At 65.2% G+C, this 26,978-nt stretch carries 30 protein-coding genes and 1 tRNA gene; 16 read left to right on the top strand and 15 right to left on the bottom strand.

Annotation, left to right across the window (positions count from 1 at the left end):
• The first annotated feature begins 51 nt into the window (after positions 1–51).
• Together ACTEK7_RS16745 and ACTEK7_RS16740 are read left to right on the top strand one after the other, a co-directional pair.
• The gene (locus ACTEK7_RS16745; RefSeq protein ID WP_225147404.1) at positions 52–1,029 is read left to right on the top strand and encodes a peptidyl-alpha-hydroxyglycine alpha-amidating lyase family protein; all 978 of its coding nucleotides are present in this window, start codon (positions 52–54) and stop codon (positions 1,027–1,029) included.
• Positions 1,030–1,229: 200 nt separating this feature from the next.
• A complete protein-coding gene (locus ACTEK7_RS16740) occupies positions 1,230–1,787 on the top strand; it encodes an HNH endonuclease (RefSeq protein WP_057028390.1) in 558 nt (185 codons plus the stop codon).
• Positions 1,788–1,807: 20 nt separating this feature from the next.
• Here the strand turns inward: ACTEK7_RS16740 and ACTEK7_RS16735 are convergent, their stop codons facing one another.
• Complete coding sequence (locus ACTEK7_RS16735; protein WP_225147405.1) at positions 1,808–2,689, bottom strand: DMT family transporter; 882 nt, start codon at positions 2,687–2,689, stop codon at positions 1,808–1,810.
• Between the two features lie 179 nt (positions 2,690–2,868).
• Here ACTEK7_RS16735 and ACTEK7_RS16730 point away from each other — a divergent pair, with 179 nt between their 5' ends.
• Complete coding sequence (locus tag ACTEK7_RS16730; protein WP_036020706.1) at positions 2,869–3,090, top strand: dodecin; 222 nt, start codon at positions 2,869–2,871, stop codon at positions 3,088–3,090.
• A gap of 173 nt (positions 3,091–3,263) precedes the next feature.
• Positions 3,264–5,168: a sensor domain-containing diguanylate cyclase gene (locus tag ACTEK7_RS16725; protein ID WP_225147406.1), complete on the top strand. Its 1,905-nt coding sequence runs from the start codon at positions 3,264–3,266 to the stop codon at positions 5,166–5,168.
• Between the two features lie 29 nt (positions 5,169–5,197).
• Here ACTEK7_RS16725 and ACTEK7_RS16720 read toward each other — a convergent pair whose 3' ends face one another.
• From ACTEK7_RS16720 to ACTEK7_RS16695, 6 genes are all read right to left on the bottom strand, one after another.
• On the bottom strand, positions 5,198–6,166 hold the full coding sequence (locus ACTEK7_RS16720) for an ABC transporter ATP-binding protein (protein ID WP_036020704.1): 969 nt from the start codon (positions 6,164–6,166) through the stop codon (positions 5,198–5,200).
• Entirely contained in the window at positions 6,163–7,158 is a 996-nt protein-coding gene (locus ACTEK7_RS16715) for an ABC transporter ATP-binding protein (protein ID WP_035996773.1), read from the bottom strand. Before ACTEK7_RS16715 ends, ACTEK7_RS16720 begins: the two co-directional genes overlap by 4 nt.
• Positions 7,158–8,075 (bottom strand): ABC transporter permease, encoded by a 918-nt coding sequence (locus ACTEK7_RS16710; protein ID WP_035996800.1) that lies wholly within the window; start codon positions 8,073–8,075, stop codon positions 7,158–7,160. The genes ACTEK7_RS16715 and ACTEK7_RS16710 overlap by 1 nt, the downstream gene beginning before the upstream one ends.
• On the bottom strand, positions 8,041–9,000 hold the full coding sequence (locus tag ACTEK7_RS16705) for an ABC transporter permease (RefSeq protein WP_025033623.1): 960 nt from the start codon (positions 8,998–9,000) through the stop codon (positions 8,041–8,043). The genes ACTEK7_RS16710 and ACTEK7_RS16705 overlap by 35 nt, the downstream gene beginning before the upstream one ends.
• A gap of 26 nt (positions 9,001–9,026) precedes the next feature.
• A complete protein-coding gene (locus ACTEK7_RS16700) occupies positions 9,027–10,817 on the bottom strand; it encodes a peptide ABC transporter substrate-binding protein (protein WP_035996767.1) in 1,791 nt (596 codons plus the stop codon).
• A 259-nt stretch (positions 10,818–11,076) separates the two neighbouring features.
• Positions 11,077–12,495, bottom strand: coding sequence for a M20 family metallopeptidase (locus tag ACTEK7_RS16695; protein ID WP_225147407.1), 1,419 nt, complete (start codon positions 12,493–12,495; stop codon positions 11,077–11,079).
• 265 nt (positions 12,496–12,760) lie between these two features.
• On the opposite strand from ACTEK7_RS16695, the gene ACTEK7_RS16690 reads away from it, so the two are divergent.
• The 3 genes from ACTEK7_RS16690 to ACTEK7_RS16680 all read left to right on the top strand — a co-directional run bounded on the left by ACTEK7_RS16690 (position 12,761) and on the right by ACTEK7_RS16680 (position 15,116).
• Positions 12,761–13,732 (top strand): S1C family serine protease, encoded by a 972-nt coding sequence (locus tag ACTEK7_RS16690; RefSeq protein ID WP_225113025.1) that lies wholly within the window; start codon positions 12,761–12,763, stop codon positions 13,730–13,732.
• A gap of 26 nt (positions 13,733–13,758) precedes the next feature.
• Positions 13,759–14,829 (top strand): carboxylesterase family protein, encoded by a 1,071-nt coding sequence (locus ACTEK7_RS16685; protein WP_225147408.1) that lies wholly within the window; start codon positions 13,759–13,761, stop codon positions 14,827–14,829.
• Positions 14,830–14,909: 80 nt separating this feature from the next.
• On the top strand, positions 14,910–15,116 hold the full coding sequence (locus ACTEK7_RS16680; protein WP_035996755.1) for a hypothetical protein: 207 nt from the start codon (positions 14,910–14,912) through the stop codon (positions 15,114–15,116).
• Between the two features lie 80 nt (positions 15,117–15,196).
• Here the strand turns inward: ACTEK7_RS16680 and ACTEK7_RS16675 are convergent, their stop codons facing one another.
• The 3 genes from ACTEK7_RS16675 to ACTEK7_RS16665 form a co-directional block, all read right to left on the bottom strand.
• A complete protein-coding gene (locus tag ACTEK7_RS16675; protein ID WP_225147409.1) occupies positions 15,197–15,856 on the bottom strand; it encodes a DsbA family protein in 660 nt (219 codons plus the stop codon).
• A 111-nt stretch (positions 15,857–15,967) separates the two neighbouring features.
• Complete coding sequence (locus tag ACTEK7_RS16670) at positions 15,968–16,411, bottom strand: PaaI family thioesterase (RefSeq protein ID WP_036020678.1); 444 nt, start codon at positions 16,409–16,411, stop codon at positions 15,968–15,970.
• A gap of 3 nt (positions 16,412–16,414) precedes the next feature.
• Positions 16,415–16,843: an acyl-CoA thioesterase gene (locus ACTEK7_RS16665; RefSeq protein WP_225147410.1), complete on the bottom strand. Its 429-nt coding sequence runs from the start codon at positions 16,841–16,843 to the stop codon at positions 16,415–16,417.
• Positions 16,844–16,950: 107 nt separating this feature from the next.
• Here ACTEK7_RS16665 and ACTEK7_RS16660 point away from each other — a divergent pair, with 107 nt between their 5' ends.
• On the top strand, positions 16,951–17,499 hold the full coding sequence (locus tag ACTEK7_RS16660; RefSeq protein ID WP_035996748.1) for a TetR/AcrR family transcriptional regulator: 549 nt from the start codon (positions 16,951–16,953) through the stop codon (positions 17,497–17,499).
• A gap of 113 nt (positions 17,500–17,612) precedes the next feature.
• On the opposite strand, the gene ACTEK7_RS16655 is transcribed toward ACTEK7_RS16660, so the two are convergent.
• Positions 17,613–18,095 (bottom strand): hypothetical protein, encoded by a 483-nt coding sequence (locus ACTEK7_RS16655; protein ID WP_225147411.1) that lies wholly within the window; start codon positions 18,093–18,095, stop codon positions 17,613–17,615.
• A 201-nt stretch (positions 18,096–18,296) separates the two neighbouring features.
• Here ACTEK7_RS16655 and ACTEK7_RS16650 point away from each other — a divergent pair, with 201 nt between their 5' ends.
• Together ACTEK7_RS16650 and ACTEK7_RS16645 are read left to right on the top strand one after the other, a co-directional pair.
• On the top strand, positions 18,297–18,578 hold the full coding sequence (locus ACTEK7_RS16650) for a PsiF family protein (RefSeq protein WP_035996742.1): 282 nt from the start codon (positions 18,297–18,299) through the stop codon (positions 18,576–18,578).
• A gap of 100 nt (positions 18,579–18,678) precedes the next feature.
• Positions 18,679–19,764, top strand: coding sequence for an AbrB family transcriptional regulator (locus tag ACTEK7_RS16645; protein WP_225140759.1), 1,086 nt, complete (start codon positions 18,679–18,681; stop codon positions 19,762–19,764).
• Positions 19,765–19,767: 3 nt separating this feature from the next.
• On the opposite strand, the gene ACTEK7_RS16640 is transcribed toward ACTEK7_RS16645, so the two are convergent.
• Positions 19,768–20,307: a disulfide bond formation protein B gene (locus tag ACTEK7_RS16640; protein WP_109142230.1), complete on the bottom strand. Its 540-nt coding sequence runs from the start codon at positions 20,305–20,307 to the stop codon at positions 19,768–19,770.
• Positions 20,308–20,464: 157 nt separating this feature from the next.
• On the opposite strand from ACTEK7_RS16640, the gene ACTEK7_RS16635 reads away from it, so the two are divergent.
• Positions 20,465–20,549 (top strand) — tRNA-Leu (locus tag ACTEK7_RS16635).
• Between the two features lie 89 nt (positions 20,550–20,638).
• Here ACTEK7_RS16635 and ACTEK7_RS16630 read toward each other — a convergent pair.
• Positions 20,639–21,523 (bottom strand): arginase family protein, encoded by an 885-nt coding sequence (locus ACTEK7_RS16630; RefSeq protein WP_225147412.1) that lies wholly within the window; start codon positions 21,521–21,523, stop codon positions 20,639–20,641.
• A 19-nt stretch (positions 21,524–21,542) separates the two neighbouring features.
• Positions 21,543–21,920: a VOC family protein gene (locus tag ACTEK7_RS16625; RefSeq protein WP_035996730.1), complete on the bottom strand. Its 378-nt coding sequence runs from the start codon at positions 21,918–21,920 to the stop codon at positions 21,543–21,545.
• Between the two features lie 142 nt (positions 21,921–22,062).
• Here ACTEK7_RS16625 and ACTEK7_RS16620 point away from each other — a divergent pair, with 142 nt between their 5' ends.
• From ACTEK7_RS16620 to ACTEK7_RS16605, 4 genes are all read left to right on the top strand, one after another.
• Positions 22,063–22,929, top strand: a complete 867-nt coding sequence (locus ACTEK7_RS16620; protein WP_225147413.1) for an alpha/beta fold hydrolase — start codon at positions 22,063–22,065, stop codon at positions 22,927–22,929.
• 135 nt (positions 22,930–23,064) lie between these two features.
• Complete coding sequence (locus ACTEK7_RS16615) at positions 23,065–23,292, top strand: hypothetical protein (protein ID WP_036020661.1); 228 nt, start codon at positions 23,065–23,067, stop codon at positions 23,290–23,292.
• A gap of 150 nt (positions 23,293–23,442) precedes the next feature.
• Positions 23,443–24,126 carry a response regulator gene (locus tag ACTEK7_RS16610; protein ID WP_035996793.1) on the top strand — a complete coding sequence of 228 codons (684 nt, stop codon included), beginning with the start codon at positions 23,443–23,445 and terminating at the stop codon, positions 24,124–24,126.
• A complete protein-coding gene (locus tag ACTEK7_RS16605; RefSeq protein ID WP_225147414.1) occupies positions 24,123–26,057 on the top strand; it encodes a sensor histidine kinase in 1,935 nt (644 codons plus the stop codon). The genes ACTEK7_RS16610 and ACTEK7_RS16605 overlap by 4 nt, the downstream gene beginning before the upstream one ends.
• Before the next feature lie 135 nt (positions 26,058–26,192).
• Here the strand turns inward: ACTEK7_RS16605 and ACTEK7_RS16600 are convergent, their stop codons facing one another.
• Positions 26,193–26,477 carry a hypothetical protein gene (locus ACTEK7_RS16600; RefSeq protein ID WP_036020657.1) on the bottom strand — a complete coding sequence of 95 codons (285 nt, stop codon included), beginning with the start codon at positions 26,475–26,477 and terminating at the stop codon, positions 26,193–26,195.
• A 234-nt stretch (positions 26,478–26,711) separates the two neighbouring features.
• On the opposite strand from ACTEK7_RS16600, the gene ACTEK7_RS16595 reads away from it, so the two are divergent.
• Positions 26,712–26,936, top strand: coding sequence for a hypothetical protein (locus tag ACTEK7_RS16595; RefSeq protein ID WP_036020653.1), 225 nt, complete (start codon positions 26,712–26,714; stop codon positions 26,934–26,936).
• Positions 26,937–26,978 lie beyond the last annotated feature (42 nt).

Raw genomic sequence — 26,978 nt, 5'->3', positions numbered from 1 at the left:
CGCATCATAGGTCACGCTTCGCGCGCCCCGGAATGACAAGAGGAGAGATCAATGCCAGCCATTCTCGGCACCGGCGAGCACCGCTACCGCGTCGTCGACAACTTCGCGAAATTGCCGGACGGCTGGCAGCTCACCGACGTCGCCTCGGTGGCGGTCGACAGCAAGGACCGCGTCTACGTCTTCAACCGCGGCGCCCACCCGATGGTGGTGCTGGACCGCGAGGGCAATTTCCTGCGCAGTTTTGGCGAAGGCCTGTTCTCGCGCGCGCACGGCCTACATATCGACGCCGACGACAATCTCTATTGCACCGACGACGGCGACCATACCGTGCGCAAATGCACCGCCGACGGCAAGGTGCTGCTGACGATCGGCATTCCGGCAAAGCCGGCGCCGTTCATGAGCGGCGAGCCGTTCCACCGCTGCACCCACACCGCGCTGTCGCCGAAGGGCGAGATCTACGTCTCCGACGGCTATGGCAATGCGCGCGTGCACAAATTCACGCCCGACGGCAAGCTGATCAAGAGCTGGGGCGAGCCGGGCACTGATCCCGGTCAGTTCAACATCGTGCACAATATCGCCACCGATGCCGACGGCTGGGTCTATGTCGCCGATCGCGAGAACCACCGCGTCCAGGTGTTCGACGGCGAGGGCAAATACGAGACGCAGTGGAACAATCTGCACCGACCCTGCGCGCTGTGCTGTTGCGGCGGGGCCAAGAGCCCGACCTTCGTGATCGGCGAGCTCGGCCCCGGCCTCGCCATCAACCGCAATGTACCCAATCTCGGCCCGCGGCTGTCGATCGTGGACACCAAGGGAAATCGCATCGCGCGGCTCGGCGGCGAGGAGGGGCCGGGCGTCGCCAGCGGCAAATTCCTGGCGCCGCACGGCATCGCGCTGGACTCGAAGGGCGATATCTATGTCGGCGAGGTCGGCGTCACCAATTGGGAGACCAGCTTTCCGGACGAGGAGATGCCGGCCGCGGTGCGCGCGACGCGCTGCCTGCAGAAGCTGGAGCGGGTACGGGAGTAGCTGCCATGGCAACGGCAGCCCATGCTGGGGCGGTTCCGCGCGCCCCCTGGATCGCGGCTTTTTGAGCACGTTTGCCACCCCGCCGCCGCATTGCTTGCGCTTGAATAAGTCGCTCAACGGGCTTCACAATCCCGTCACGCTGCATGTAGTATGTCACTACATGCTGCTTCGCAGCGTATATTGGAGGCCGGGAGCGTTACTTGAACGCACATGTCTCGCAAGGCAGTTGGCCGGTGTTGGTGCTGAATGCGGACTTCCGGCCGCTGAGTTACTACCCACTGTCGTTGTGGTCGTGGCAAGACGCGATCAAGGCGGTGTTCCTCGACCGCGTCAACATCGTCGCACATTACGATCAGGCGGTTCGAAGTCCCACGCTGGAAATGCAGCTGCCCAGCGTCGTCTCGCTCAAATCCTTCGTCAAGCCGACCACCCACCCCGCCTTCACCCGCTTCAACGTCTTCCTGCGCGATCGTTTCGCCTGCCAATATTGCGGCTCGCCCGAAGACCTCACCTTCGATCACATCATCCCGCGCAGCAAAGGCGGCCAGACCACCTGGGAGAACGTGGTCGCGGCGTGCTCGCCGTGTAATTTGCGCAAGGGCAATCTCACACCGGCGCAGTCCAAAATGTTTCCGCGCCAGACCGCGTTCGCGCCCACCGTGCACCAGCTCCACCGCAACGGCCGGCTGTTTCCGCCGAACTATCTGCACGACAGCTGGCTGGACTATCTGTACTGGGATACGGAGCTGGATCCGTAGGTGCGAGCCAGCGCGCTCTGCTACCCCCGCTGCAACGCCAGCGTCACGCCGCCGAGCGTGAGCGCCATCGCCGTCCATTCGCGATAGCCGAGCGGCTCGCCGAGAATGATCGCCGCTGAGACGACGCCGATCACGGGCACGATCAGCATGCCGGTCGACGCCGTGGTTGGGGGCAGACGGCGCAGCGTCTCGAACCAGGTGACGTAGCAGAGGCCCATCGGCACCAGCGTCATGTAGACGAAGCAGCCGAGCCCCAGCGGAGTGATGGCGGTGACATCAGGGCGCTCGAACAGCACGCCGAGGACCAGCATCGTGGCGCAGCCGAGCCCGACCTGCCAGGCGACGACGACCAGCGGCGGCATCGGCAGCGGCTTGCGGTTGAGCACATTGCCGAGCGCGAACAGGATGGCGCAGAGCAGTGCGAGCGCAATGCCGACCAGCTTGTCGGTGCTGAACGCAAGACCGTCGCCGCTCAGGAGCAGCGTGACGCCGGCAATGCCGAGGACAAGCCCGAGAACATCTCGTCGCGCCGGCCGCGTGTGCAGCACCGGCCAGGCGAACAGCATCGCCCAGATCGGCATCGTATAGGCGAGCAGCGCGCCCTCGCTCACGCTCACATATTTCATCGCGACCGTGCCGAGACCCATCCAGGCCAAGACGTTGGTGAAGGTCGCAAACAAGAGGCGCGGCACCGCCTCGCGCGGGACGGCGAAGGATTCCTTCCGGATCAGCACCAGGGTGCCGAGAATGAGCGAGGCGCAAACACCCGCAAGGCCGCGCGCGAACAAAGGCGGCCATTGCTGCAGCAGCAGCTTCATCAGCGGCCAGTTCAAAGCCCAGCCGAACGCCGTTACGCACAGGCAGAGAGAGCCGATCGTCCTGTCGCGTCGCGCCGTGTCCATACCCAGCGCTTAGCAGGCCGGCGCCGGCCGCTCCACCTCGCCTGGTGCATGCGGGCCATCGCGGAGCAAGGAACCCGAAGCTTCCACGACCGTTCAGACCGTGGGCCAGGCACGCTCGCCTGCGCACGTTCCGCCATACGCATTTTTTCGGATGGCAAGATACCAAATGAGGGAAGGCCATGCCCACAGCCGAGCACGATCACGTCTACAAGATCCTGGACCTCGTCGGGTCATCCGAGACCTCGATCGAGGATGCGATCAAGAATGCTATCAGCCGCGCCTCCAAGACCGTTCGCGAAATAAGATGGTTCGAGGTCGTGCAAACGCGCGGCCATGTCGAGAACGGCGCCGTGCGTCATTTTCAGGTGACGCTGCGCGTCGGCTTCACGTTGGAAGGATGAGACGTCAGGCCGCCCATCGCGCCGCGGCACCATGATGAACGCGGGCCGACGAGAGTGGAACTCGATGTCGGCCATGTTCCCGGTCCAGTACGGACCCCGCACAATCATCGCGGATATTGCAACAGGCCGTTAAGGTGAAAGTGAGAGGTTTGCTCCGATTTGGAGCAAGCCTGATGGTCACAAGCCGCGAACTCGGCAAGACGCGCCTTCCGCTCTGGGCGGCCGGATTCGTCGTGCTGACTTGCGTGGCTATCCTCGGCCTGAGTGCGTGGCGCGAATGGGAGGCGCGCAACGCCGATCTGAGGAACGCCGAAATCGACGTCACCAACCTCGCTCAGTCGCTGATCCAGCACGCGGACGACACGTTCGAGCTTGCCGATACGATTCTCGTCGGGCTGGTCCACCGGCTCGAGATCGACGGGATGGGCCCGGACACGATCATGAAGCTCCAGGCCTATCTGCCCACCCGCAAATCATCGGAACGCATCCGCGGCATCTTCATCTATGATGCGACCGGCCGCTGGCTCGCCACGACGGAGCACCTCGATTTCTCCAAGCTCAACAACAGCGACCGTGAATATTTCCAACGCCATCGCGATTCTACGGACACGGGCACGCTGATCGGGCGACCCGTCAAGAGCCGCTCCGGCGGTCAGTGGATCGTCACCGCATCCCGTCGGATCAACGATTCCGACGGCGGCTTCGCCGGCGTCGCCCTGCTCACGATCGACGTCAGCTATTTCGTCAAATTCTACGAGCGGTTCGACATCGGGCCGAACGGCTCGGCATCTCTGCTCAACGACAGCGGCATCATGCTGGCGCGCAGCCGTGACGAGAGCGGCGCCTTCGTCGGACGCGACCTGTCCGATGCGCCCTTGTTCAGAAGCTGGAAAAGCCGCCCCGCCGCAGCGGTCTATTACTTCAAATCGCCGCTCGATGGCGCGGAGCGGCTGAGCTACTACCAGCGCAGCAGCCGCTATCCCCTGATGGTGCTGGCGAGCAAGTCGCAGGCCGACGTGCTCGCCCCCTGGCGACGCGCGGCAGCAGCACGCATGAGCTTCGTCCTCGGACTCGTCCTCTTGATCGCGGTGATCGGCTACTATCTGGTCCGTCAGTTGCTGCAGCGGCAGCGCACGGCACAGGCCCTGGTCGCCAAGGAAGCCAATTTCCGCCTGCTGGCCGAGCAATCCAGCGACATGGTGACCCGCATCGGGCTGGATAACCGGTTGCTCTACGTCTCTCCCGCCTGCGCGCGCATCACCGGCTGGTCGGCCGAAGAACTGATGGGCACCTCGGCCCTGGCCGGCATTCACGCCGACGACATGGAACGAGTTGAGCAGGCCATCGCCGCGCTGAAGAATGGCGAGGCGGAGGAAGCGCGGTTCGTCTATCGGCAGCGTCATCGCGACAAAGGCGAGATCTGGGCCGAGGCGGCGCTACACGTCACCGTGGCGTCCGACAGCGGCGTGATCGACGGCGTCGTCGCGGTCGTGCGCGACATGACCGAGCAGAAGGATCTTCAGGACAGGCTCGCCTCGCTGGCAACCACTGACGGTCTCACCGGCCTCGCCAACCGTCGCGCCTTCGACGACCACCTTGCCGACGAATGGGCGCGGGCTCGGCGCGACGGAACCCAGCTCTCGCTGCTACTGATCGATGTCGATCATTTCAAGAAATTCAACGATCTCTATGGGCATCTGGCGGGCGACGCCTGCCTGCGCGCGCTGGCCCGGATTTTATCCGCCCAGGCCAGGCGTCCGGCCGACCTCGCGGCGCGCTATGGCGGCGAGGAATTCGCCGTGCTGCTGCCGAACACCGGTCCTGAAGGCTGCGCCGAGGTCGGCGAAGCGATTCGCCAGGCGCTGCTCGATCTCGCCATGCTGCACGCGCAAAATCCGCCTTCGCGGCTGGTGACTGCGAGCATCGGCGGCGCCGCGGCTCTTCCGTCCCAGACCGCGATGGACTCTAGTACGCTGGTCGCCGCCGCCGACCGTGCGCTCTACGTCGCCAAGGAGAGCGGCCGAGACCGGCTGGTGATGTCGGGCCAGGTGATAGCATGGCCCGCGAAAAGCGCGTGAGCTGATCGGCCGTCTACGGATTCATAGCACTACGCCAGATGGCACGCCACGAAATGGCCGCCCGCGCCCTCCTTCAGCGGCGGCGCGCTTTCCGCGCAGCGTGGCTGGGCGATCGGGCAGCGGGTGTGGAAGTGACACCCGGAGGGCGGCTTCATCGGGCTCGGCACGTCGCCCTTGAGGCGGATGCGCTCGCGCTTGAGTTTTGGATCTGGCACCGGCACCGCCGACAGTAGCGCCCTGGTGTAGGGATGCTGCGGGTTGCGGTAGAGGTCGCTGGCTTTCGCGAGCTCGACGATGCGGCCGAGATACATCACCGCGACGCGGTCGGAGATGTGCTCGACCACCGAGAGATCGTGCGCGACGAACAGATAGGTCAGGTTCAGCTCGGCCTGAAGGTCCTCCAGCAGGTTGATGACCTGGGCCTGGATCGACACGTCGAGCGCGGAGACCGGCTCGTCGCAGACGATCAGCTTCGGCTCGACCGCGAGCGCGCGCGCGATCACGATGCGCTGGCGCTGGCCGCCGGAGAATTCATGCGGATAGCGCCGCATGTGCTCGGCCTTGAGCCCGACCTTGACCAGAAGCCCCGCAACGCGCTCCTCGCGCTCTTTCGAGGAGGAGGCGAGATTGTGGATGGTAAAGGCCTCGCCGAGAATGGCCCCGACCGTCATGCGCGGATTGAGCGAGGCGAACGGATCCTGGAACACCAGCTGCATGTTCCGCCGCATCGCGCGCAGATCGTTGCCGCCGAGCTTGCGTACGTTCTGGCCGTCGAAGGTGACCTCGCCGTCGGTCGGCTCGATCAGGCGCAGCACGCAGCGCCCGGTCGTCGACTTGCCGCAACCGGATTCGCCGACGAGGCCGAGCGTCTCGCCGCGGTTGACCGAGAACGACACGCCGTCGACCGCATAGACGGTGCCGACCTGGCGCGACAAGAGGCCGCCGAGCACCGGGAAATGTTTCTTCAGGCCGCTAACGCGGAGCAAGGGCTCGCTCATGACGCGGCTCCCACGCTGGTATCTCCGAGATGACAGGCCATGCGGTGACCGGGCGCGATCTCGCGCAGCAGCGGCTCCTTCTCGGTGCAGACATTCATGGCGAACTTGCAGCGCGGCGCGAAGCGGCAGCCGGCCGGCGGGTTGATCAGGATCGGCACAGAGCCGCCGATCGCCTCGAGCCGCGTCTTGTGCTCGCTGTCGAGATCGATGCGCGGGATCGAGCGGATCAGGCCTTGCGTATAGGGGTGACGGGGATCGCCGAAGAGATCGTCGACGGGCGCCTCCTCCACCACCTTGCCGGCATACATCACGACGACGCGCTGCGCGGTCTCGGCGACGACGCCCATGGCATGGGTGATCAGCATCACCGCCATGCCGAAGCGGTCCTTCATGTCCTGCAAGAGGTCGAGGATCTGCGCCTGGATGGTGACGTCGAGCGCGGTGGTGGGTTCGTCGGCGATGATCAGCTTCGGCTTGCAGGCGAGCGCCATCGCGATCATCACGCGCTGGCGCATGCCGCCGGAAAACTGATGCGGATAATTGTGCACGCGGCCTTCGGCGTTCGGGATCTGCACCAGTTTCAGCATCTCGATGGTGCGCTCGAGCGCCTGTTTCCTGGTCACCGCTTCGTGCCGCCGCAGGCTCTCTGCGATCTGCTCGCCGATGGTGAGCACCGGATTGAGCGAGGTCATCGGCTCCTGGAAGATGAAGCCGATCTCCTTCGCCCTGATCTCGTCGAGTTGGTTGCTGGTCAGCGGCACCAGATCGCGCCCCTCGAAGATGATCTGGCCCGCCGCGATCCGGCCCGGCGGCATCGCGATCAGCTTCAGGATCGACATCGCGGTCACGGTCTTGCCGCAGCCGGATTCGCCGACGACGCAGAGCGTCTCGCCCTTGTTGATGGAGATGTCGACACCGTCGACGGCCTGGAGGATGCCGTCATCCGTGGAGAAGTGGGTTTTCAGGCCCTTGATCTCGAGCAGCGGCGCCATCAGATCACCCGTCGCGCATCGAGCGCGTCGCGCAGACCGTCGCCGATGAAGTTGATGGCCACCACCGCGACGAAGATCGCGCCGCCCGGAAACAGCGCCCAGTGCGGGCCGATGTCGAGAAAATCCTTGGCGTCAAACAGCAGCCGGCCCCAGGTCGGGGTATCCGGCGGGAAGCCGAGGCCGAGGAAGGACAGCGTCGATTCCGCGATGATCGCGGCGGCGACGTCGATGGTGCCGGCGATGATCACCGGGCCGACCGCATTGGGCAGGATGTGCCGTACCACCTGTCGCACCGGACTGGCACCGAGCGCACGGGCGGCTTCGACGAACTCCTTTTCGCGGAGCGACAAGAACTGGGCACGCACCAGCCGGGCCACCGGCATCCAGCGCAGACCTCCGATCACGAGCACGATCAAGATGAAGATGCCGCCTTCGGGCCCGAACACCTGCTTCAGCCCGTCGCGGAACAGATAGATCAGCAGCAGCAGCAGCGGCAGCTGCGGCAGCGACAGGAACAGGTCAGTGAGCCACATCAATCCGTGTCCGAGCGCGCCGCGCGACATACCGGCGAGCGCGCCGATCACTGTGCCGATGATGACAGCGACCAGCATCGCGGCGAGCCCGACCGCGAGCGAGATGCGGCCGCCATAGATCATGCGCGCCAGAATGTCCTGGCCGAGATCGTCGGTGCCGAAGGGATGGGCGAGCGACGGACCCTGCAGGCCCGCGACGATGTCGATCTCGTTGATCTTCACACGCCACACGAACGGCCCAAGCACGACGGCGAGCACCAGGATGAGGAGCAGGACAGCGCTGACCACCGCGAGCCGGTGGCGGCTGTAACGCCGCCATGCTTCGCGCCAGGGCGAATAGGCGCGCCGCTCAGCGGAGGGAGATGCGAGGGTCAAGCCAGCCATAAAGCACGTCCGCGATGAGATTGAACAGCACCACGAGGCACGCGAAGACGAAGGTGACGGCCATCACCACCGGCGTGTCGTTGGAAAGGATGGAGGAGATCAGCAGCGAGCCGATGCCGGGAATGCGGAAGATCTGCTCGGTGACGATGGCGCCGCCGAACACCGCGGGCATCTGCAACGCGATCAGCGTGACCACGGGAATCATGGCGTTGCGCATCACGTGCTTGATGATCACCGTGGTCTGGCCGAGGCCCTTGGCCCGCGCCGTGGTGACGTAGTCGAGCCGGATGACGTCGAGCATCGCCGAGCGCACGAAGCGCGTCATCGACGCCGCTTGGAACAGGCCGAGTACCGCCACCGGCATGATCGCCTGACGGATCATCTCCAGCACCCAGCGGATGCCGGTGGCCTTGATGTCGGTGGTGTAGACGAAAGGCAGCCAGTCCAGCGTGACCGAGAAGATCAGGATGAACAGGATGCCGGTGAAGAAGGTCGGCAGCGAGAAGCCGACGAAGGCGAGCGTATTCGCGATCTGGTCGAACAGCGAATACGGCCTGGTCGCGGCATAGACGCCGACCGGAATCGCGATCAGCAGCGCCAGGATCTGCGCCGAGCCGATCACGTAGAGCGTGGCGGGCAGGCGCTGGAGGATCAGCGTGTCGACGTTCATCCGGCTGACGAAGGAGAAGCCCCAGTCGCCGTGCAGCATGGCGTTGAGCCAGTGCAGGTAGCGGAGGTAGATCGGGTCGTCGAGACCGAACTTGGCCCGGAGTGCCGCCTGCACTTCGGGCGGCACGTTCGGATTGGTGGCCAGTTCGGAGAACGGATCGCCGGGCGCGAGCGCAAGCACGACGAACAGCACCAGCGAAATCGCCAGCAGGCTCGGAACGGCGATCAGGAGGCGACGCAGGACATACTGACTCATAGGGAAGAATCCCGTCTAGCCTGCGCTCATGCCTCCCGGTACCAGTCCTGAAGGTTATCGGTCCGATTGGCCCAGCCCGAGAGCGCCGGCCGCAACGTGTTGGAGCAGGCATCCACCAGCAGGCGATGCATCACCGGAATGAACACGGTGTCCTGCCACAACAGGTCGTTGCACTTGATGTAGAGCGCGGCGCGCTTGACTGGATCGGTCTCGGTCTCAGCCGCAGCAATGGCGTCATCATACTCCTTGTTGACGTAGCGCGGGAAGTTCTGCCCCTGCCATTTGTTCTCCTTGGTGGCCACATTGGCGGAGATGTAGCGCCGCATGTGCAGGGCCGGATCGGGCTGCGTCATCGGGATCTGGAACTCCTCGATGTCGGCATAGAACTTCGGATAGGTGTCCGGGTTGGCGACGTCAGACGAGAAGAAGACCGAGGCGACGACCGATTTCAGCTCCACGTCGATGCCGGCCTTCTGACAGGCCTGCTTGACGATGGCCTGGGTCTTCTGGCGCGGACCGTTGGTCGAGGTCTGGTACAGAAGCTTGAATTTCTTGCCGTCCTTCTCGCGGATGCCGTCGGCGCCGACCTTCCAGCCGGCGTCATCGAGCATCTTCGACGCCTTCTCGATGTTGAACTCCCACGAGGTGTTCTTGGAGACGAACTTCTCGGGGCCGTTGAGGTAGTTGGCCGTGGTGCGGCCGGCCCGACCATAGATCGCCTTCTTGACGGAGTCGCGGTCGACGAGCAGGGCGAGCGCCTTGCGCACGTTCGGATCGGAGAAGATCGGGTGCTTGGTCTTCATCGAGGACCGTTCGCCGTCGATCTCAGTGTTCGGATCGGTGAAGTTGATCGCGATGAACTCGATGTCGCCGCCGGTGGCATAGACGGTCTTGCCCTTCCCGCCCTTCTCCAGACGCAGCAGCACGTCGTCTTCGACCTGCATGTTCCAGGCGAAATCGAATTCGCCGGTCTGGATCACCGCGCGCGCCGCCGAGACGGCATCGCCGCCGCCCTTCATCTCGATCGTGTCGAAATGCGGACGGTTGGGCATGTGATAGTCGGGATTGAGCTCGCCGCGGACCACATCGCCCGGCTTGAACTCGACGAACTTGTAGGGACCGGTGCCCACCGGGGCAAGATTGTTCGGCGCCTCGCGGGACTTCGAGCCTTTGTAGTCGGCAAACAGATGCTTGGGGAGAACGCATCCATAAGCGCCGACGAACGCGTTGGCCCAGAACGGCGTCGGGGTCTTGAACAGGATGCGAATCGAAAGATCGCTGACCTTCTCGACCGTGATGTCACCATAGGTGCTGATGCTGACGGCAGCCGTGGCGGGATCGCTGGCGTATTGCCAGGTGAACACGAAGTCGTCGGCAGTCAGCGGCTTGCCATCGTGCCATTTGACTCCCGGCTTGATTTTCCAGACCACCGATTTGGCATCGGCGGCGAGACCGCCGTTTGCAAGCGAGGGAATCTCTGCCGCGAGGATCGGGTTGAGATTGCCGTCGGCGTCCCAGCTGGCGAGCGGTTCGTAGAAAAGCCGCGATCCGTCCTGGTCCTTGGTGCCGGTGGCGAAATGAGGATTGAGCAGCGTCGGCCCCTGCCACCACAGCACCTTGAGAGGGCCGCCGCCCCCGCGCTTGGTCGGCTTGTAGACCGCGGGGCTCTGCGCCATGGCAACGCCGCCGAGCGCGAGGAGCTGGTTGGCGAGGGGAGCGGTGAGACCGACCGCGGCGAGGCGCTTGACGAAGGCGCGGCGGTCCATCCGCCCGTCCTTCACCTGACCGATCATCGAACGCAGCTCTTTGTCCAGCATGGTTGTCCCCCGTCTGGTTCCGACATGGATGCAGGCGGCCGCTCGCGACCGCCGGGTTTGGCTGGCGGTAGATGGCACACCGAATGGGGTGCACGTCAACTGGGACCGTGTGTATGCAAACGGTCTATTGGCTGTCCGTTGGGCAAAATTGCGCTCCGCAGCCCATCCGTTCGGCAATCCAGCATCAAAATCTGCTGGATAGCGCGCTGCACTGCGGAAAATTTGTTCGCTGGATCAGACGAAGTATCGAGGCGAATTCCTACGCCACGGACATGTCGAGCGGCGGCGCGACGTGATCCGGCAACGGACAGACGTAAGGAGTGCGGGCCGTCCGCTTCTGGAGATCCGCCTTGGCAACCTTGATCAGCTCCGGTTCCGTCAACGCCTTGATGCCGAGACCTGCCATCGCCTTGGCGGCCTGCACCATGGCCTTGTGCGCGTGCGGGCTCTTGCCCTGCGCCACCACCTGCCAGGTGTGGAAGGGCGTGCCGATTGCAACCGTCGGTGCGTGCACCTGCACGGTCGGCACCACCCAGCTCACGTCGCCCACATCGGTGGAGCCGACCAGCGGATTGCGCTTGGCATCGAGCGGCACCAGGAAGTCGGCCAGCGGCCGATCGGTCGGCTCCATGCCGATCGCGTAATAGACCGAGGCGATATCCTTGTCGCTCAAGGTCGCACGGATCTGGCCGGCAAAGCTCTTGTCCGCATCGTCGAAATGCGGCGGTCCGAGCTCTTCCATGACCTGATGCAGCGCCTGCTCCAGCGGCGTGTTGGGCAGGATGTTGGAGACCGCGGAGATGATCTTCATCTCGACCTTGGTCTCGGTCATCAACGCCGCGCCTTGCGCGATCTTGGACACACGCTCGACCAACTCGTCCATGCCGGGAAGATCGCGCGCGCGGATCGAATAGCGCACGCGGGCATGGGCCTGCACCACGTTCGGCGCGATGCCGCCGGTGTCGAGCAGGGCATAGTGCACGCGCGCGTCGCTCGGCATGTGCTCGCGCATGTAGTTCACGCCGACATTCATCAATTCCACCGCATCGAGCGCCGAACGGCCGAGATGCGGCGAGGCCGCCGCATGCGAAGTGCGGCCGGTGAAGATGAAATCCGCGCGCGTATTCGCAAGCGAGGGCGTTACCGCCACCTCCCAGAAGCTGTGCGGGTGCCAGGTGATGGCGATGTCGGCGTCCTCGAACGCGCCGGAGCGCACCATGAAGGCCTTGGCCGCGCCGCCTTCCTCCGCCGGACAGCCGTAATAGCGCACGCGGCCGGGCACCTTGTTCTCGGCCAGCCAGTCCTTCACCGCGGTCGCGGCGAGCAGCGCTGCGGAACCGAGCAGGTTGTGACCGCAGCCATGGCCATGGCCGCCGGTCTCGATCGGGCGATGCTCGGCGACACCCGCCTCCTGGCTGAGGCCCGGCAGCGCATCGTACTCGCCCATGAAGGCAATGACCGGACCGCCCTCGCCCCACTCGCCGATCAGCGCAGTCGGGATGTCGGCGACGTTCTCGGTGATGCGGAAGCCCTGATGACGGAGCTCGGCGAGATGCTCGGCGGCGGACCGCGCCTCGGTGTAGCAGACCTCAGGCATGCCCCAGACCCTGTCGCTGAGGTCGATGAAGCGTGCCTTGATCGTGTCGATGCCACGCCAGATGTCGCTGCGGTTGTCCATGCTTGTCGTCCGTGATCCCTTGGTCAAACGAGGCGGCAATGGTTAGCAGCTTCACTGCACGGCGCCTAGCACCGCGCCGGACAGCAGCCATGCTGCCGGATCAGATGACGATGTGTTTCCAGGCCTTTCCAAGATTTCACGCGGCGTTCTCCCGAATAGTTGGGAACGAGGCTTTCAAGACGGCCTGCTCCGGCCTAAATTAGGCGTGCTTCGCGCGTCGCTCCGCCAGCCTTGCCGGAGCGATGCTCTCAGCCAGGAGAACTCCATGAGCGCTCTGACCGAATGGAGAGTGCCGCCGGCTAACCAGCCGCGGGCGAGCGACTATGGTTTCGATCTCGACCGCGCACTCGGCTCCGTCGTCGGCCTGCACGCCATCATCCCTCCGGACGCCTTCAGTGCCGAGACGCTGGGCACCGAACGCGCCGGCAACGGCGTCGTGATCGATGACGGCCTGGTGCTCACGATAGGTTATCTCATCACTGAGGCAGAGTCGGTCTGGCTGCACCGCGCCGACGGACGAGTGGTGGAGGGCCATGCGCTCGGCTTCGATTCCGAGACCGGGTTCGGGCTGGTGCAGGCGCTCGGCCAGCTCGACATTGCGCCGCTGCCGCTCGGCTCGTCGGCGGCGACACGGATCGGCGACCGCGTCGTGGTCGGCGGCGCCGGCGGACGCACGCGCTCGGTCGCGAGCCAGGTCGTGGCCAAGCAGGAATTCGCCGGTTACTGGGAATATCTGCTGGACGAGGCCATCTTCACCGCTCCCGCACATCCGAACTGGGGCGGTACGGCGCTGCTCAACGAACGCGGCGAGCTGATCGGCATCGGCTCGCTCCAGCTCGATCGCGAACGTGACGGCGAGGCCGAGCACGTCAACATGATCGTGCCGATCGACCTCCTGAAGCCGGTCCTGGAGGACTTGCGCAAGTTCGGCCGTGTCAACAAGCCGGCACGACCCTGGCTCGGACTCTATTCGACCGAGATCGACAACCGCGTGGTGGTGATCGGGATCTCCGCCAATGGCCCGGCCGCCCGCGCCGAGCTCAAGACCGGCGACGTCATTCTCGCCGTGAACGGTGACAGGGTGACGAGCCAGACCGCCTTCTACAAGAAGATGTGGGCGCTCGGCGCCGCCGGCGTCGACGTGCCGCTCACCGTTCATCACGAAGGCGTCACCTTCGACGTCACCGTGACGTCGACCGATCGCTTCAAGCTCCTGAAGGCGCCGAAGCTGCACTGATCCAAAAGGCTTTGAGGAAGCGGGCGATGACCGAGGCCGTGGTGGACGACATCGTGGCCGTGCTGCCGCCGCTGCTCAATGCGCTGGAAGCGCTCGGTTTCTTCCAGCGGCATCTGCATCCACCGGCCTTCGCCTCGGTGATGGATGCGATCGGCACGCCGGACGAGGCGCTGCAGACGGCGCACGACGCAATCGGGGAATGGCCGGAGCAGTTCGGAGGCTTGCGCGACCGGCTCGATCGCGCCTGCGGCGAGACGCTCGCTGCCTTTGCCGGCATTCGTGAGGTCGAGCGTGGCCATGGCGATCTCGTCGCGGTGTTCCGCGCGCTGCGCCATGTCCCGCGCGCGCAGGAGGCGCTTTATCCGCTGGCGGCGCAGTTTCCGCCGGTGAGCAGCTTCTTCCTCAACGCTGCCAATCGCGACAATGCGGATTTGTTGCTGCGGCTCCAAGCCAGCGCGAGCCAAGATACCGGCATCTTCCACGACCGCAACGAGCCTGGCAGCCGCGGCGGCTTCTCGGTCTATGTCCCCGAATATTATGCGCCCGAGCGTGCCATGCCGCTGGTGATGGCGCTGCATGGCGGCAGCGGCAACGGACGCGGCTTTCTGTGGAGCTGGCTCCGCGACGCCCGCACTCTCGGGTCGATCCTGGTGGCGCCGACCGCGACCGGCCCGACCTGGGCGCTGATGGGCGACGACACCGACACACCGAACCTCATGCGCATCATCGATACTGTACGCGGCCGCTGGCGCATCGACCCCTCGCGCATGCTGCTGACCGGCATGAGCGACGGCGGCACCTTCTGCTACGTCACCGGCCTCGACGGCGCCTCGCCCCTCACGCATCTCGCCCCGGTTGCGGCGACCTTCCATCCGCTGATGGCGGAGATGGCCGACGCAACGCGCCTGCAAGGCTTGCCGGTCTTCATCACTCACGGCAAGCTCGACTGGATGTTTCCGGTGCAGACCGCACGGCAGACGCAGGCGGCGCTGTCCGCCGCCGGTGCCCAAGTCACCTATCGAGAGATCGACGACCTCAGCCACACCTATCCGCGCGAGATCAATGCGGAGCTGATGGAGTGGCTGAATGGAGAATGAACAACCTCACTTGGATGCGCCGCATAGTCGCGGAACCATCACTCCGGGCCGACGTTATCGCCCGTCACCGGAGGTTCGCCATGCAGACTTTTTTCGGAATGATCCTGGGCGCGTTGCTGCTTGCGGGCGGCGTCTACGTCTATGATTCCATGCAGACGTCGTCAGTCGCCAAAGGCGACATCGCGACCACCAACCGAACGATCGTGAACTGGGACGTCGCCAAGGCCGATTGGGATGCGCTGCGCGATCGCGCGCACAAGGACTGGGTCCGGATCTCGTCGAAGTAATTTCGTCCGATCGACATGAACGAGGCGCCGTCGCAGACCCGCGACGGCGCCTTTGTATTGCGTCCTGAAATATCGCCGGCTCAGTTCATCTTGGCCTTGCGGGCGTCGGCGATGACCTGCTCGAACTCGGTCATGCTGAGCACGCCGGGCACGCGATACTTGCCGACGATGAAGGACGGGGTGCCCTGGAAGCCGAAAGCTTCAGCCTGCTCGTTGTTGCGCTTGAGGATGGCGTCGATGTCCTTGGCGTGGCCGATGAGATCGCGCTTCAAGCGGTCCATGTCGACCCCGGCAGCCGCGAGCAGCTCGTTGATGCGCGGCTCGGTCAGGCGCGAGCTGACGCCGATCAGGGCGTCATGGGCCTGGTGATACTTGCCCTGGAACTTGGCCGCCAGCGCGCTCCGCGCCGCGGTGACCGAAACCGGCCCGAGGATCGGCCAGTCCTTCATGACCAGCCGCACCTTGCCGTCGTCCTGGACCACCTGGCGCAGCTCGGGCTCGAGCTTGCGGCAATAGGGACAATTGTAGTCGGACCATTCGACGATGGTGATGTTGCCGTCGGGATTGCCTGCGACCGGCGTGTCGGGATCGCGCAGCACCTTGGCTTCGGTCAGCACCTCGTCATCGCCGGTGGCGGCGCGCGCCGAAACGATCCCACCCACGGCGAGAGCGCCCGCTCCGATCAGCGTCAAGGCTGCGCGCCGGCTCGGCCCAAGGCCATTATTCCCAAATCCAGTCATATCGTCCCGTTCCGGTCCCGTCTTGCGGATATACGGCCGCGCACCGGTCATTGTTACGGGTCATATAGAATGCCGCGGGCGCGATTGCCACGCGAATCGCGTCCGGCTCGACTAAGCCGCCGGCAGCATCGCCATCAAGGTCCCGCTCATCATGGCGATCAGCGTGGTCTTGCCGTCATGCTCGGCGTAGGCCTTTGCCTCGCAGAAGGTCAGCGTGCGGCCGGGCTTGACCACTTCGGCCTTGAAGACGAAACGCTCGCCGCGGGCAGGCGCGAGCAGCGTGGTCTTGAATTCGACGGTGAGGATACCGGCCTCCGCCGGCATCAAGCTGAAGGCCGCAACGCCGCAGGCGTTGTCGAGCCCGGCCGTGATGATGCCGGCATGGATGAAACCGTTCTGCTGTGTGAGAGCCGGCGCATGCAGCATCGCCAGCTCGACCTCGCCCGGCGCGAGACGGACGATCACGATGCCGAGCGTGCGCATGGCCGGTTGGGCATCGAACATGGCGATGGCCGCCGCGCGATAGCCCGGGTTTTTCGGCTCGAAGGCAGTCATGGCTCACACCTCGGCTGGTTCGGCAAGTTGCTTCAAGGCCGCTTCGCGAATGCAATCGGCGAACGGGGCGGACTTGCGGAGCTGGCGGTCCATGTGCACGCCGGTGACCTCGCACGTCGCCGCGAGCTCGCCGGTCTCCGCATTCGTCATGTCGTGCCGGAAGCGGATCGACTTGTCCCTGATCTCGAGCAGATGGCTGCGGATCTCGACGATGTCGCCGGCGAGCAGCTCGCGCTTGTAGGCGATGTTCTGCTGCACCGCGGCCATGCCGCGGCCGGAGATGCGCAAATAGCTCGGCGTCAGGCCGAGACGAGCAAACAGATTCCAATTGGCCTCGTCGAACTTGCCGACATACCACATGATGTTCATGTGCCCGACATGGTCGCATTGCCACGGATAGACCGTGCCGCGATAGGTCGCCTCCTGCTCCATCGCATTTCCTCCCGCAATTTCGTCATTGCTCGTTGATACGGTAGCGTATCAAACCCGTGTCACGTTAGCAATACGGCACCGTATCAAGACCGGGTGAGGCTTTCTCCATGAGCGACGGCAAGGGCGACGTCTGGGTCGAGGCTGGGTTTGCCGAGCTCGCCCGCGCGGGGGTGGAGGGCGTGCGGGTCGAGGTGCTCGCCAAGAATCTCGGCGTCACCAAGGGCGGCTTCTACCGGCGCTTCGCCGACCGCGCCGCACTGCTCGAGGCCATGCTCGAAGCCTGGCGCAAGGGCCGCATCGCCGCGATCGCGCAGCAGACGAGCCTCGACGGACAAGCGCCCCGCGAGCGGCTGAAGGCGGTGATCCAGCTTTATTCCGAGCGGCTCAATCCAGAAGGGATGGCGATCGAGCTCGCGATCCGGCAATGGGCCCGATCGGAGGACAACGCCGCGGCGGCGGTGGCGAGCGTCGACGCGGCGCGGCTCAGGCACGTCGGCGACCTCTATCGCGCAACCGGTCTTGCGGCCGAGGAGGCCGACGCGCAGGCCTTTCTGTTCTACTGCTTCATCTTCGGCCAGAGCCTGTTGTTCGTCGAGAGCGGTCCGCGCAAGCGGTCGCAGCTCGTGGCGAAATCTGCCGAGAAGCTGCTCGACTGAGCATGATCCGGACCGCAAGGGCCGGGTGAGCGCAGGTGTTCTGACAAGATCATGCGCGACACTTCAGGCGAATCGGCCGGAGCGTCGCTCCGGCCTTCGCAGCAATGCGAAGCTCAGGCGGCGCCCTTCAGCTTCTTGGTGCATTCGCTGTAATAGCCGCCGCCTTTTTGAATCCATTTCAAGCCGCCGTTGCCGTTGGTGGTCTTGTTGGCATTGTACTGGTCGACGCAGGTGTGCAGGCGCGCCTTGCCGGGCGTCTCCTTGGCATATTTCGGATCGACCGCGTTTGGGTAGACCGCAGGACCGGCCGGCAGGGCCGGCGCGGCGGCGGGTGCCTCTTCCTTCTTGGCCTGCTTCGGCTCCGCGGGAGCTGTGGGCGCAGCCCCTGTCGGCGCAGCGGCGGGCGTCGCATCGGCACCGCATTGGGCCTTGCGGAAGTCATTCCACTTCATGGTGCCGAGCGAGCCGTCCTTCTTGGCGGCCTGGTACTTCGCGCTGCACTCCTGCGCTGTCAGTGCCTGTGCCGGCGCGCTCGTCAGCAATGCCGCGACACCGGACGCTGCGATCGCATACAACAATTTCGTCTGAATGGTCATCCCTGGGTCTCCTGCTTGATCTTCCCCGACGGAAGTGAATTGCGGATTGCTATCCTAGCGTGTTAGCCGCTTGCGACAAGGATGCGATGAGTTGCGCCGGCAAAATATAGTGATCCTGCCGCTCGACTTCATTCATGTCGCGTTCAGCAACGCGAGCCAACGTTTCAGCCCTTCGCAATTCTCGCAAGCAGAGTGCACCACATGACCTTCACGTCCCGCCTCGCCGCCGTTGCTCTCGCCTCCCTGCTCGTCACCGGCACCGCTTTCGCGCAGACCGCCGCGCCGGCCGCCAAGACCGACACTGCCGCCACCGTCGACGACAAGAGGGCAACGAAGGAGCGATCGGCGGAATCGCTGGAATGCTCCAGGCAGGCAGACGCCAAGGGATTGAAGGGGAAGGAGCGCAAGAAATTCCGTCGCGAATGCAAAAAGGAGGCGAAGGCCGGCAGCGCAGCCGCCGCTCCCGCAGCCGACAAGAAATAACCCCGTCACGATTCCTTCCGAGCCTCCGCGGAAGGCCTCGCGCATTGCGGCATGATGAGCCTGCAATTGTGCGCCTCGCGCTGATTTGCGATAAGGTGGCGTGAAGCACATCACCGCCTCCCTGTCGTTCGAATGGCCGAGCCGTGCCACGATCCTGAGCACGGTGGAGACGCTCGTCATCGGCACCGCCGGCGGCCTTGTGTTTCTGCTCGCCGGCCTTCCCGGCGGGCTGATCTCCGGCTCGATGATCGCGGTCGGGATCGCCGCGATCGCCGGCCGCCAGCTGACCTTGCCGCCGATTTTGACCCAGACCGTGCTGGTGCTGCTCGGCATCTCGCTGGGCTCGGTCGTCTCGCGCCATTTGCTTCAGCAGGTCAGCGCCTACCCCGTCACCATCGGCCTGCTTGCGCTCGCCACGTTCTGCTCCACGTTCGGGTCGAGCTATTACCTCCAGCGCATGCATGGCTGGGACCGCACCTCCGCTTTCCTGGCCGGCAGTCCCGGCGCGCTGTCGCAGATCACGATCCTGGCGGTCGAGCGCGGCGCCGACCTGCCGGGCATTGCGGTGGTGCAGACCATGCGCGTCATGATCCTGACCGCCGCGCTGCCGATGGTGCTGGCGATTGCAGGCGTCACGCCCTCGGCTGCACAGTCGCTGACAACGACCATCGCCTCGCCGCTCGACCTGCTCGAGCTAGCCGCCGCGTCGCTGGCCGCAGCGCTCGTGTTGCGGCTGATCAGGTTTCCCGCGAGCTGGATGTTCGGCGCGATGATCGCCTCCAGCGTGCTGCATGGTGCCGGATGGGTCGAGGGCGGCCTGCCGGACTGGGTGCGTGGCGTTGCGCTGATCGGGATCGGCGCACTGATCGGCAGCCGTTTCGCGCGGATGCGGATCAAGACGCTCGCCGGCCACCTCCGCGCTGCGCTGGGCTCGTTTGCCGTGGCCATCGCCGTCTCCGCCATCTTCGTTGGCATCGTGGCGCTGACCACCCCGGTGAAATTCTCCGACGTCGTCGTCGCCTTCGCGCCGGGCGCGATGGACGCTATGCTGGCGCTGGCCTTGACGCTGCACATCGACCCGATCTTCGTCGGCGCCCACCACCTGTCGCGTTTCGTCTTCGTGACGATCGCAACGCCGGGCATCGTGCACCTGTTCGGGCGCACGCAGGACGACGTGGATGATTGAGCTTTAGCGCTTCGCCGTCCGTACGAATCCCCACGCGGCGATGGCGGCCATCACGAGCGAGATCAGCACGTTGTAGCCGGCGAGCGAGAGGCCGAGGAAGCGCCATTGCACCTCGTCGCAGCGCACCACCTTCACAGTGTCGAGCTTCGACAAGAGATCGGCGGCGCTGCCGAGGTTGACGACCGGACCGGAGCAATCAGTCGGCCCCTTCCAGAACCCCCATTCGACCCCGGAATGGTAGGCGCCGAGGCCGGCATTGGCGAGCGTGGCCAGGGTGAGGATCGCCAGCCCCGCCAGCAGCAGCGGCCGCGGCGCGCCGCTTCGCGCCGCCAGCGCCGTCAACACACCGAGCGGTATCGCAAGGTAATAGGCGTAGCGCTGCTCCAGGCACAACGGGCAGGGCAGTATCTCCAGGACGAGCTGGAAGAACCAGGCGCCCGCAATCGTGGCTGCGCCGATCAGCGTGACCAAGGCCGCGGCGGTCAGCGCGGGGCTCGTGGCGCCCGGCTTGAACGCAGGTATGGCGGCACTCTGGGTGGTCACGGCAGCCTCTTTCGTATCTCTCGCGCGCCCTAAGCCTCTAGCCCCGGCCCATGCGGCTGTCGAGAACGGCCGGGATCACTTTGGCGCGGGTTGACCCCGTCCCGTCCATGGCTATAGTCCGCCGGCTTCGCGACGCCGCCTATGGGGCCGACCGAGGGCCCCTGTGGCGGAACTGGTAGACGCGCTCGACTCAAAATCGAGTTCCGCAAGGAGTGCTGGTTCGATTCCGGCCAGGGGCACCACGCTTCGGGCTTCGCGTGGCGGGGCTCGAAGGGCGAAGCGTGTCCGGCGAAGCCTCTTGGCGAAGTCGAACTGGTTCAGCAAACTCGAGCTACGACCCGAGCGTTGCTGCGAGCACATCGGCCAGGCCACGCCCGGCGCTGCCGTCTTCATCCAGGCCCGGATTGTAAATGGTGATCTCCAGGCCGACCGCCTTGCCACTCGCCAAGCCAACCCGGAGCACGGTCGATAGCTCGTCCCACGACAACCCACCCGGCACGCGAAAATCGACAGCCGGCATGATGGCATCGTCGAGACAATCGGCGTCGAGATGGATGAAGAAGCCGTCCAGCTCGGCTCGCATCAGGTAATCGACGGCTTCGCGTGCAGCGGCCTCGATGCCCCGCGCCCGCACAGCCGGAAGATCAAGCACCTTGAGCTCTTCGGGAAGCGGCTGGCTTCCATATTCCGCCTGATCCTGGTGATCGCGATATCCAAACGCCACAATGTCTTCAGGGCGGACCAGAGGACCGTGACCTTCGATGTCGGCCAGGAGGGACGGGCCGTAGCCGGAAACGAAGGCAAGGTCCATCGAGGCGCCCTCACCATTGGGCTCCGCCTCGGGCTGGAAAAAATCGGCGTGGCCGTCGATGAACAACAGGCCGTAGCGGCCGCGCCGTCGAAGCGCGAGCATCGAGCCCAGCAAGATCGTGCAATCGCCGCCCAGCACCAGCGGAAACTCGCCCGCGACAAGCACCGCTTCCACCGCGTCGGCGAGCTGGGGCGACCACGCCGCTATTGCGCCGGCGTTCAAGATGCCGGTCTCGGGATCCGGCACCGGATCTTTCGAAGGCACCACCAGCCGCCCGGCGCGGCGTGCGCCGATGCGCTCCGCAAGTCCAAGCTTCAGCAGCTGTTCGGGCAAGCGCTCCACGCCGTCGGTCGCAAGGCCGAGCGTCGAAGGAGCTTCGATAATTGCATAGGGCATGGTCGGCATGGCGCCTTCCCGCTCGCGACTATTGTGCCGAGTAGGTCACGGCCTCGATCTTGTGACCGTCTGGATCGCGGACAAACGCCCCATAATAGTTGAGGTCGTAACTCGGCCGCAGCCCGGGAGCGCCAGCGTCGCTGCCACCATGCTCTAATGCTGCTGCGTAGAAGCGATCGACCATCGCGCGGTTCTCGACGGCAAAGGCGATATGACTGCCGTTACCCACGGTCGCGGGTTTTCCATCGATCGGAACTTGAACGCTGAAGTGAAACGTCCCGCTTCCGTAGCCCAGTCCACCCTCGTCCTCGGCCATCGGCGTGATCCCGACGACCGGCAAGACCGCATCGTAGAAGCGCTTCGCACGCTGAACATCATTCGTACCGACGGAGACATGATGGATCACAACGACCTCCCGTTCCGGTGTTGCTTCGTAACGGTGAGCTTCCGGTCGTTGTTCCGCAGAGCCGCCTGCGGTTCTACCCACCACGAAGCAGATGCCGGGAACCCCGCCCCCGAAGTTGCTTTATCTACAAAGGAAGCAAGACATGGACACACGCGTCAGACATTGCAGGGTCCGGATCGGATCCGTGGATACCTTCTACCGAGAAGCCGGTCCTGAACGCGCGCCCGTCGTTCTGCTGCCGCACGGCTATCCCTGTTCATCCTACGAATTCCGCAATCTGATGCCGCGACTGGCCGATAATTGGCGGCTGATTGCTCCCGACTATCCCGGGTTCGGCTATAGCGGGACACCTGATGACTTCGACTACAGCTTCGACGGCTATGCCGCGTGGCTCGACCAGTTCGTGAAGCAGCTGAAGATCGAACGCTTCGTGATCTACCTTCATGATTTTGGCTCACCGATCGGAGCGAGGCTGGCGATCATGCGGCCTGAGAGGGTGGTGGCCCAGATCATTCAAAACGGCGACATACCTTACGAAGATGCGCTTGGCCCGGCATACGCTGACATCGAGAAGTCCTGGTCACTGCCCGATCAGGAGATGCGTGCGGCGATGCGGGAAGCTGTCACTGAAGAGAATTTCCGCGACGAGTTCCTGAACGATTTGCGTGCGGATATGGTTGGACTGATCGCACCGGACCTTTGGCGATTGCACTGGTCGCTGATGACCGAGCGGCGGAAAGACGCCGCCGCAGACGTTCTGTTTGGCCTCAAGGCGAACCGCCAATGGTTTCCCGAGCACCGCCGATATCTTCAGCAGCACAAGCCCCCAACATTGATCCTGTGGGGGCCGCAGGACCATTACATGCCTGAGGAGTCAGGGCGGGCCTATCTCCGCGACCTGCCGGATGCCGAACTGCATCTCCTGGATGGCGGCCATTGGCTGCTCGAAACCAACCTCGATGAGGTTGTCGCGCTGACGCGATCATTTCTCGAACGGATCGAACCTTAACGGGCAACGACAGCGCTTTTGTCGCCAACCGGCACCGGCGCGGGCGGCAAGCTTCCCCGATCGCCCCGGGCGTTCGACTTCCCCCAGATATTCCCTATATCGTGCGACAACGATCTGATGCAGCGGACCGCTTCGATGGCCAGGAGACGCACGACGGACACGGACGACCTTCCCCGCTATTTCGTCTGGGTCCGGGGGCTCGAAGGGCCCGAGCCGCAGAAATGGACGGCGATGGATTTCGGCGTCGGCGATTGGAAGCGGCCGCTCGTGCTGGCCTATCTGGAGCTGCCGGAAGACGAACGGCCGCTGTCGCTATCGGTGCTGGCGCGGCGATATCCGCCACCGCGGGTCGATCTGTCGTAAGCCGGATTGGCCCGTCGGCCGACAACGTCAGGCCGGCACATGGCAGTCCCGTGACTTTCCCGCCCCCATGATTATGGGTGTCACCGCCTTCGCGCTGCGGTTAAACTTGCTTCGCGCCGCGGGGGACACGCGGATCGCGGGACCATGATCATGACCGAACAAGGCGAGACGGGTGAAGCCATCACCATCCTCCTCGTCGAGGACGATGCGCCGACCTGCTGGCGGCTCCAGGATGCGCTGGTCAAGGCCGGTTACGAGGTGCGCAGCGCCGGTACGCTCGCAGAGGCGCGGCAAGCCCTCGCCGCCGGCGCGCCGCGCGTGCTGCTGACCGACCTGCGACTGCCCGACGGCCACGGCGTCGAGCTGATCCGCGAGATGCGGCAGCGCTTCCCCGACACCGAAATCATGGTGATTTCCGCGCTGGGCGACGAGGAAAGCGTGATCTCCGCGATCACGGTCGGCGCCACCGGCTACCTACTCAAGGACGCCTTCCCCACCGACATCGCCACCACGGTGCGCGATCTGGTCGCGGGACATTCGCCGATCTCGGCCTCGATCGCCCGCTTCATCGTGCGCAGGACGCAAGGTGCCGCGCAGAATTCGGCGGAGCCGCCACCCGGCCCCGCGCTCAACACGGCAAGGCTCACCCCTCGCGAGATCGACATCCTGTGGGGTATCGCCAAAGGCTTCAGCTATGCCGAGATCGCAAGCCATCTCGGCCTGTCCAAGCAGACCGTCCCCGGCCATATCAAGAACATCTATCGCAAGCTCGAGGTGCATACGCGCAGCGAAGCGGTGTTCGAGGCGGTGCAGCAGGGCCTGATCAAGCTGTGAGCGAGATCGCGGCCAAAGCACCTACGAAGGCACCGACACGCCCGCGGCGCCGGCTAATCGCCTCGCGCCTCGTGCCCTATCTGCTGCTTCAGGTGCTGATCGTGATCGTCACGATCCTGGGGATTCGGTTGCTGCAGCCGAGCGATCCCGACGACTACGCGGTGGACGATTTCTCGGCGCGGGAGGACGGTCTGACGCGCCCGGTGACGCTGCCGCATTTCACCTCGTCGCGCTATTCGCTGGCCGACCCGCCGATCTACGCCGGCACCTTCACGTTCCGGAGCGGCGATGCGGCCTCGGGCTGGTCGGTGTTCCTGCCGCGCTTCAGCAACGCGGTGGAGGTCGCCGTCAACGGCGTCGTCGTGCTCGACTCCCGACGCGACACCAACGCCAACCGGCCCGACCGCAACACGCCGCAGATCGCCGCCATCCCCGCGTCGCTGCTGCGCGAGGGCGGAAACGAGATCACGGTGCGGCTGTTCGTATGGGGCCCGCTCAAGGGCTTCCTCGACACCGTCTATGTCGGGCCGGATGCCGCCTTGCGCCCGGCCTATGAGACACGCACGGTGCTGTTCGTCACCCTGCCGGTGGTGTTTTCCGCCTGGCAGGCGATCCTGGCCGTCATCCTCGCGATCATGTGGCTGATGCGGCGTCACGAGCCGGTCTATGGCGTACTGGCGACGGCGATGGTGCTCGGCGTGGTGCAGGCATTCGCGCCGCCGCCGGTGCCGCCGGCTACGGTATCGCACCTGGCCGCGGTGCTGCTGGCCTCCGCACCGATTGAGAGCGCGCTGATCGTCGTGTTCGGCGTGCTGTTCTTCGGCTGGCGCTGGCCGCGCTACGGCACGCTGCTGTTCGTGCCCGGCGTCCTCGTGTTCGTGGTCGGGCTGATCGGGGGCCCGCCGCTACCGCGCATCCTGTTCCTGGTGCTCGGTATTCCCACCGTCGGGCTCTGCCTGTTCCTGATGGCCTGCGTCACCGCAACCGCGGTGGTGCGACGGCAGGACGCGGCGAGCTTCACGATCGGCTGCGCGGTGACCATCGTGCTGGTTTGCTGGGTCCAGGACATGCTCACGGTGCTCGATATCGTGAGCAACGATCGCATCTTCGTCTCGCGCCTGTCCTATTCGGCGATGCTGGTCGCGATCGGCGCCGGGCTGACCTGGCGCTTCGCCCGCGCCTTGAACCAGGTCGACAGCTTTGCCGGCCAGCTGGTGACGCGGGTGCGGGAGGCCGAGGAGCGGCTGAAGGCGAGCTTTGCCCGCGAGGAGGAGCGCGCCCGCGCGGCGGCGCTCGCCAACGAGCGCACGCGCCTGATGCGAGACCTGCACGACGGCCTCGGCGGCCAGCTGGTGAGCATCGTCGCGCTGTCCGAGCGCGGCAGCGCGGGCGCGAGCATCACGGACGCCGCCCGCGCGGCGCTGAAGGATCTCCGTCTCGTCATCGATTCCATGGACGACATCGGCGGCGACCTGATGCTGGCGCTCGGCTCCTGGCGCGAGCGCGCCACGGCCCAATTGCGCCCGCACGACATCACGCTCGACTGGCGCGTCGCGACGCCGCAGGGTCTGCCGCTGCATCCCGAGCTCAGGCCATGGCACGTCGTCCAGATCGTGCGCATCCTCGACGAAGCCGTGACCAATGCGGTCAAGCACGCGCAGGCCCGCCGCATCGCGGTAACCATCGATACGTTCGACGCGGGCCAGGGGCCGTATGGCGTGATCAGCGTGACTGACGACGGAGGCGGCTTTGCGCTGGCCGGCAATGGCGAGGCCGCGGGGGCCGGCCAGACCGCGCGCGGCTTGCGCAACATGAAAAGCCGCGCCGCCCGCTGCGGCGCGGTGCTCGACCTGACGTCTGATTCCTCCGGCACGCGCGTGCGGCTGAAATTGCCGCAGCGTTTTCCCGACAGCGACATGGCCGCGGGCTGAAAGGGCCCCCTCCCCGAACGTGTGGGGCGCACGGAGAGAGGGGACGGGCCGGGTAAAATTGCCTGCGGAGGACGGGGGGTTCGTCCGCAGGCCCCTTGGCCCGAAGCGATGCATCACTTCAATGAAGCGGAAATATCAGCGCACGCCGACGCGATTGACCGGGCCGCCGCGATTCATCGGAGTGCCGGCACGCACACCGACACCGGGCGCGCCGACACCGGGGGTCGCGACGGCAGCCCGCGCGACCGGCGCTCCCACCACCACGGCGCCAGTCGGCCGCACCACGCAGCCCTTGGGCACGCCGACGGTCTTGCAATAGACCACGGCCTGCGCCGGGCTCGTGCCCAGCGACACCGTCGCCGCGCCCGCCAGCGCCATGACCGTCAGCCCTGCGCCCAGCGCTCCAGCTCTCTTCGACATCTTGCTCTCCTGGTTCCGTTCGGCGTCCCGACGCAATCACCGGGTCTCGCAGCCGAGGTGCAGCCTGAATGACAAAAGTCGGCGCGCGGATACATGCCATGAAGATGGGGGTACCGCGGGCGGGAGGACTGGCCGCTGCCATGAACATGGCATGGACCGGCGCCCGGCCTTTGCGGAATGGTCCGGCCCGATTGATCCCGGTCGGGACCAACGAGAATTCCAAAGAGGTGCTCCATGAAGATTTCGGTTCTTGCCGCGCTGCTGCTCGCAGCTGCCGCCCTGCCTGCTGCCGCGCAGTCCGGTCCATCTGTGCAGGAGCAAATGGCCTGCCGCGGCGACGCCAGCAAATTCTGCGCCGAGCATATCGGCAAGCCGCCGCAGATGAACGCCTGCCTGCGCGAGAACAAGTCGAAGCTGTCCGATTCCTGCCGCAAGGTGGTCGAATCGCGCGGAGGCTAGTCGTTCATCCTTCTCTCTTGGAAGAAGCCAGAGAGGGCAGCG

This window comes from Bradyrhizobium sp. JHI2711 (assembly GCF_056156565.1).
The sequence above is the reverse complement of the archived record's forward strand: the minus strand, read 5'-3'. Positions and strand labels throughout refer to the sequence as shown.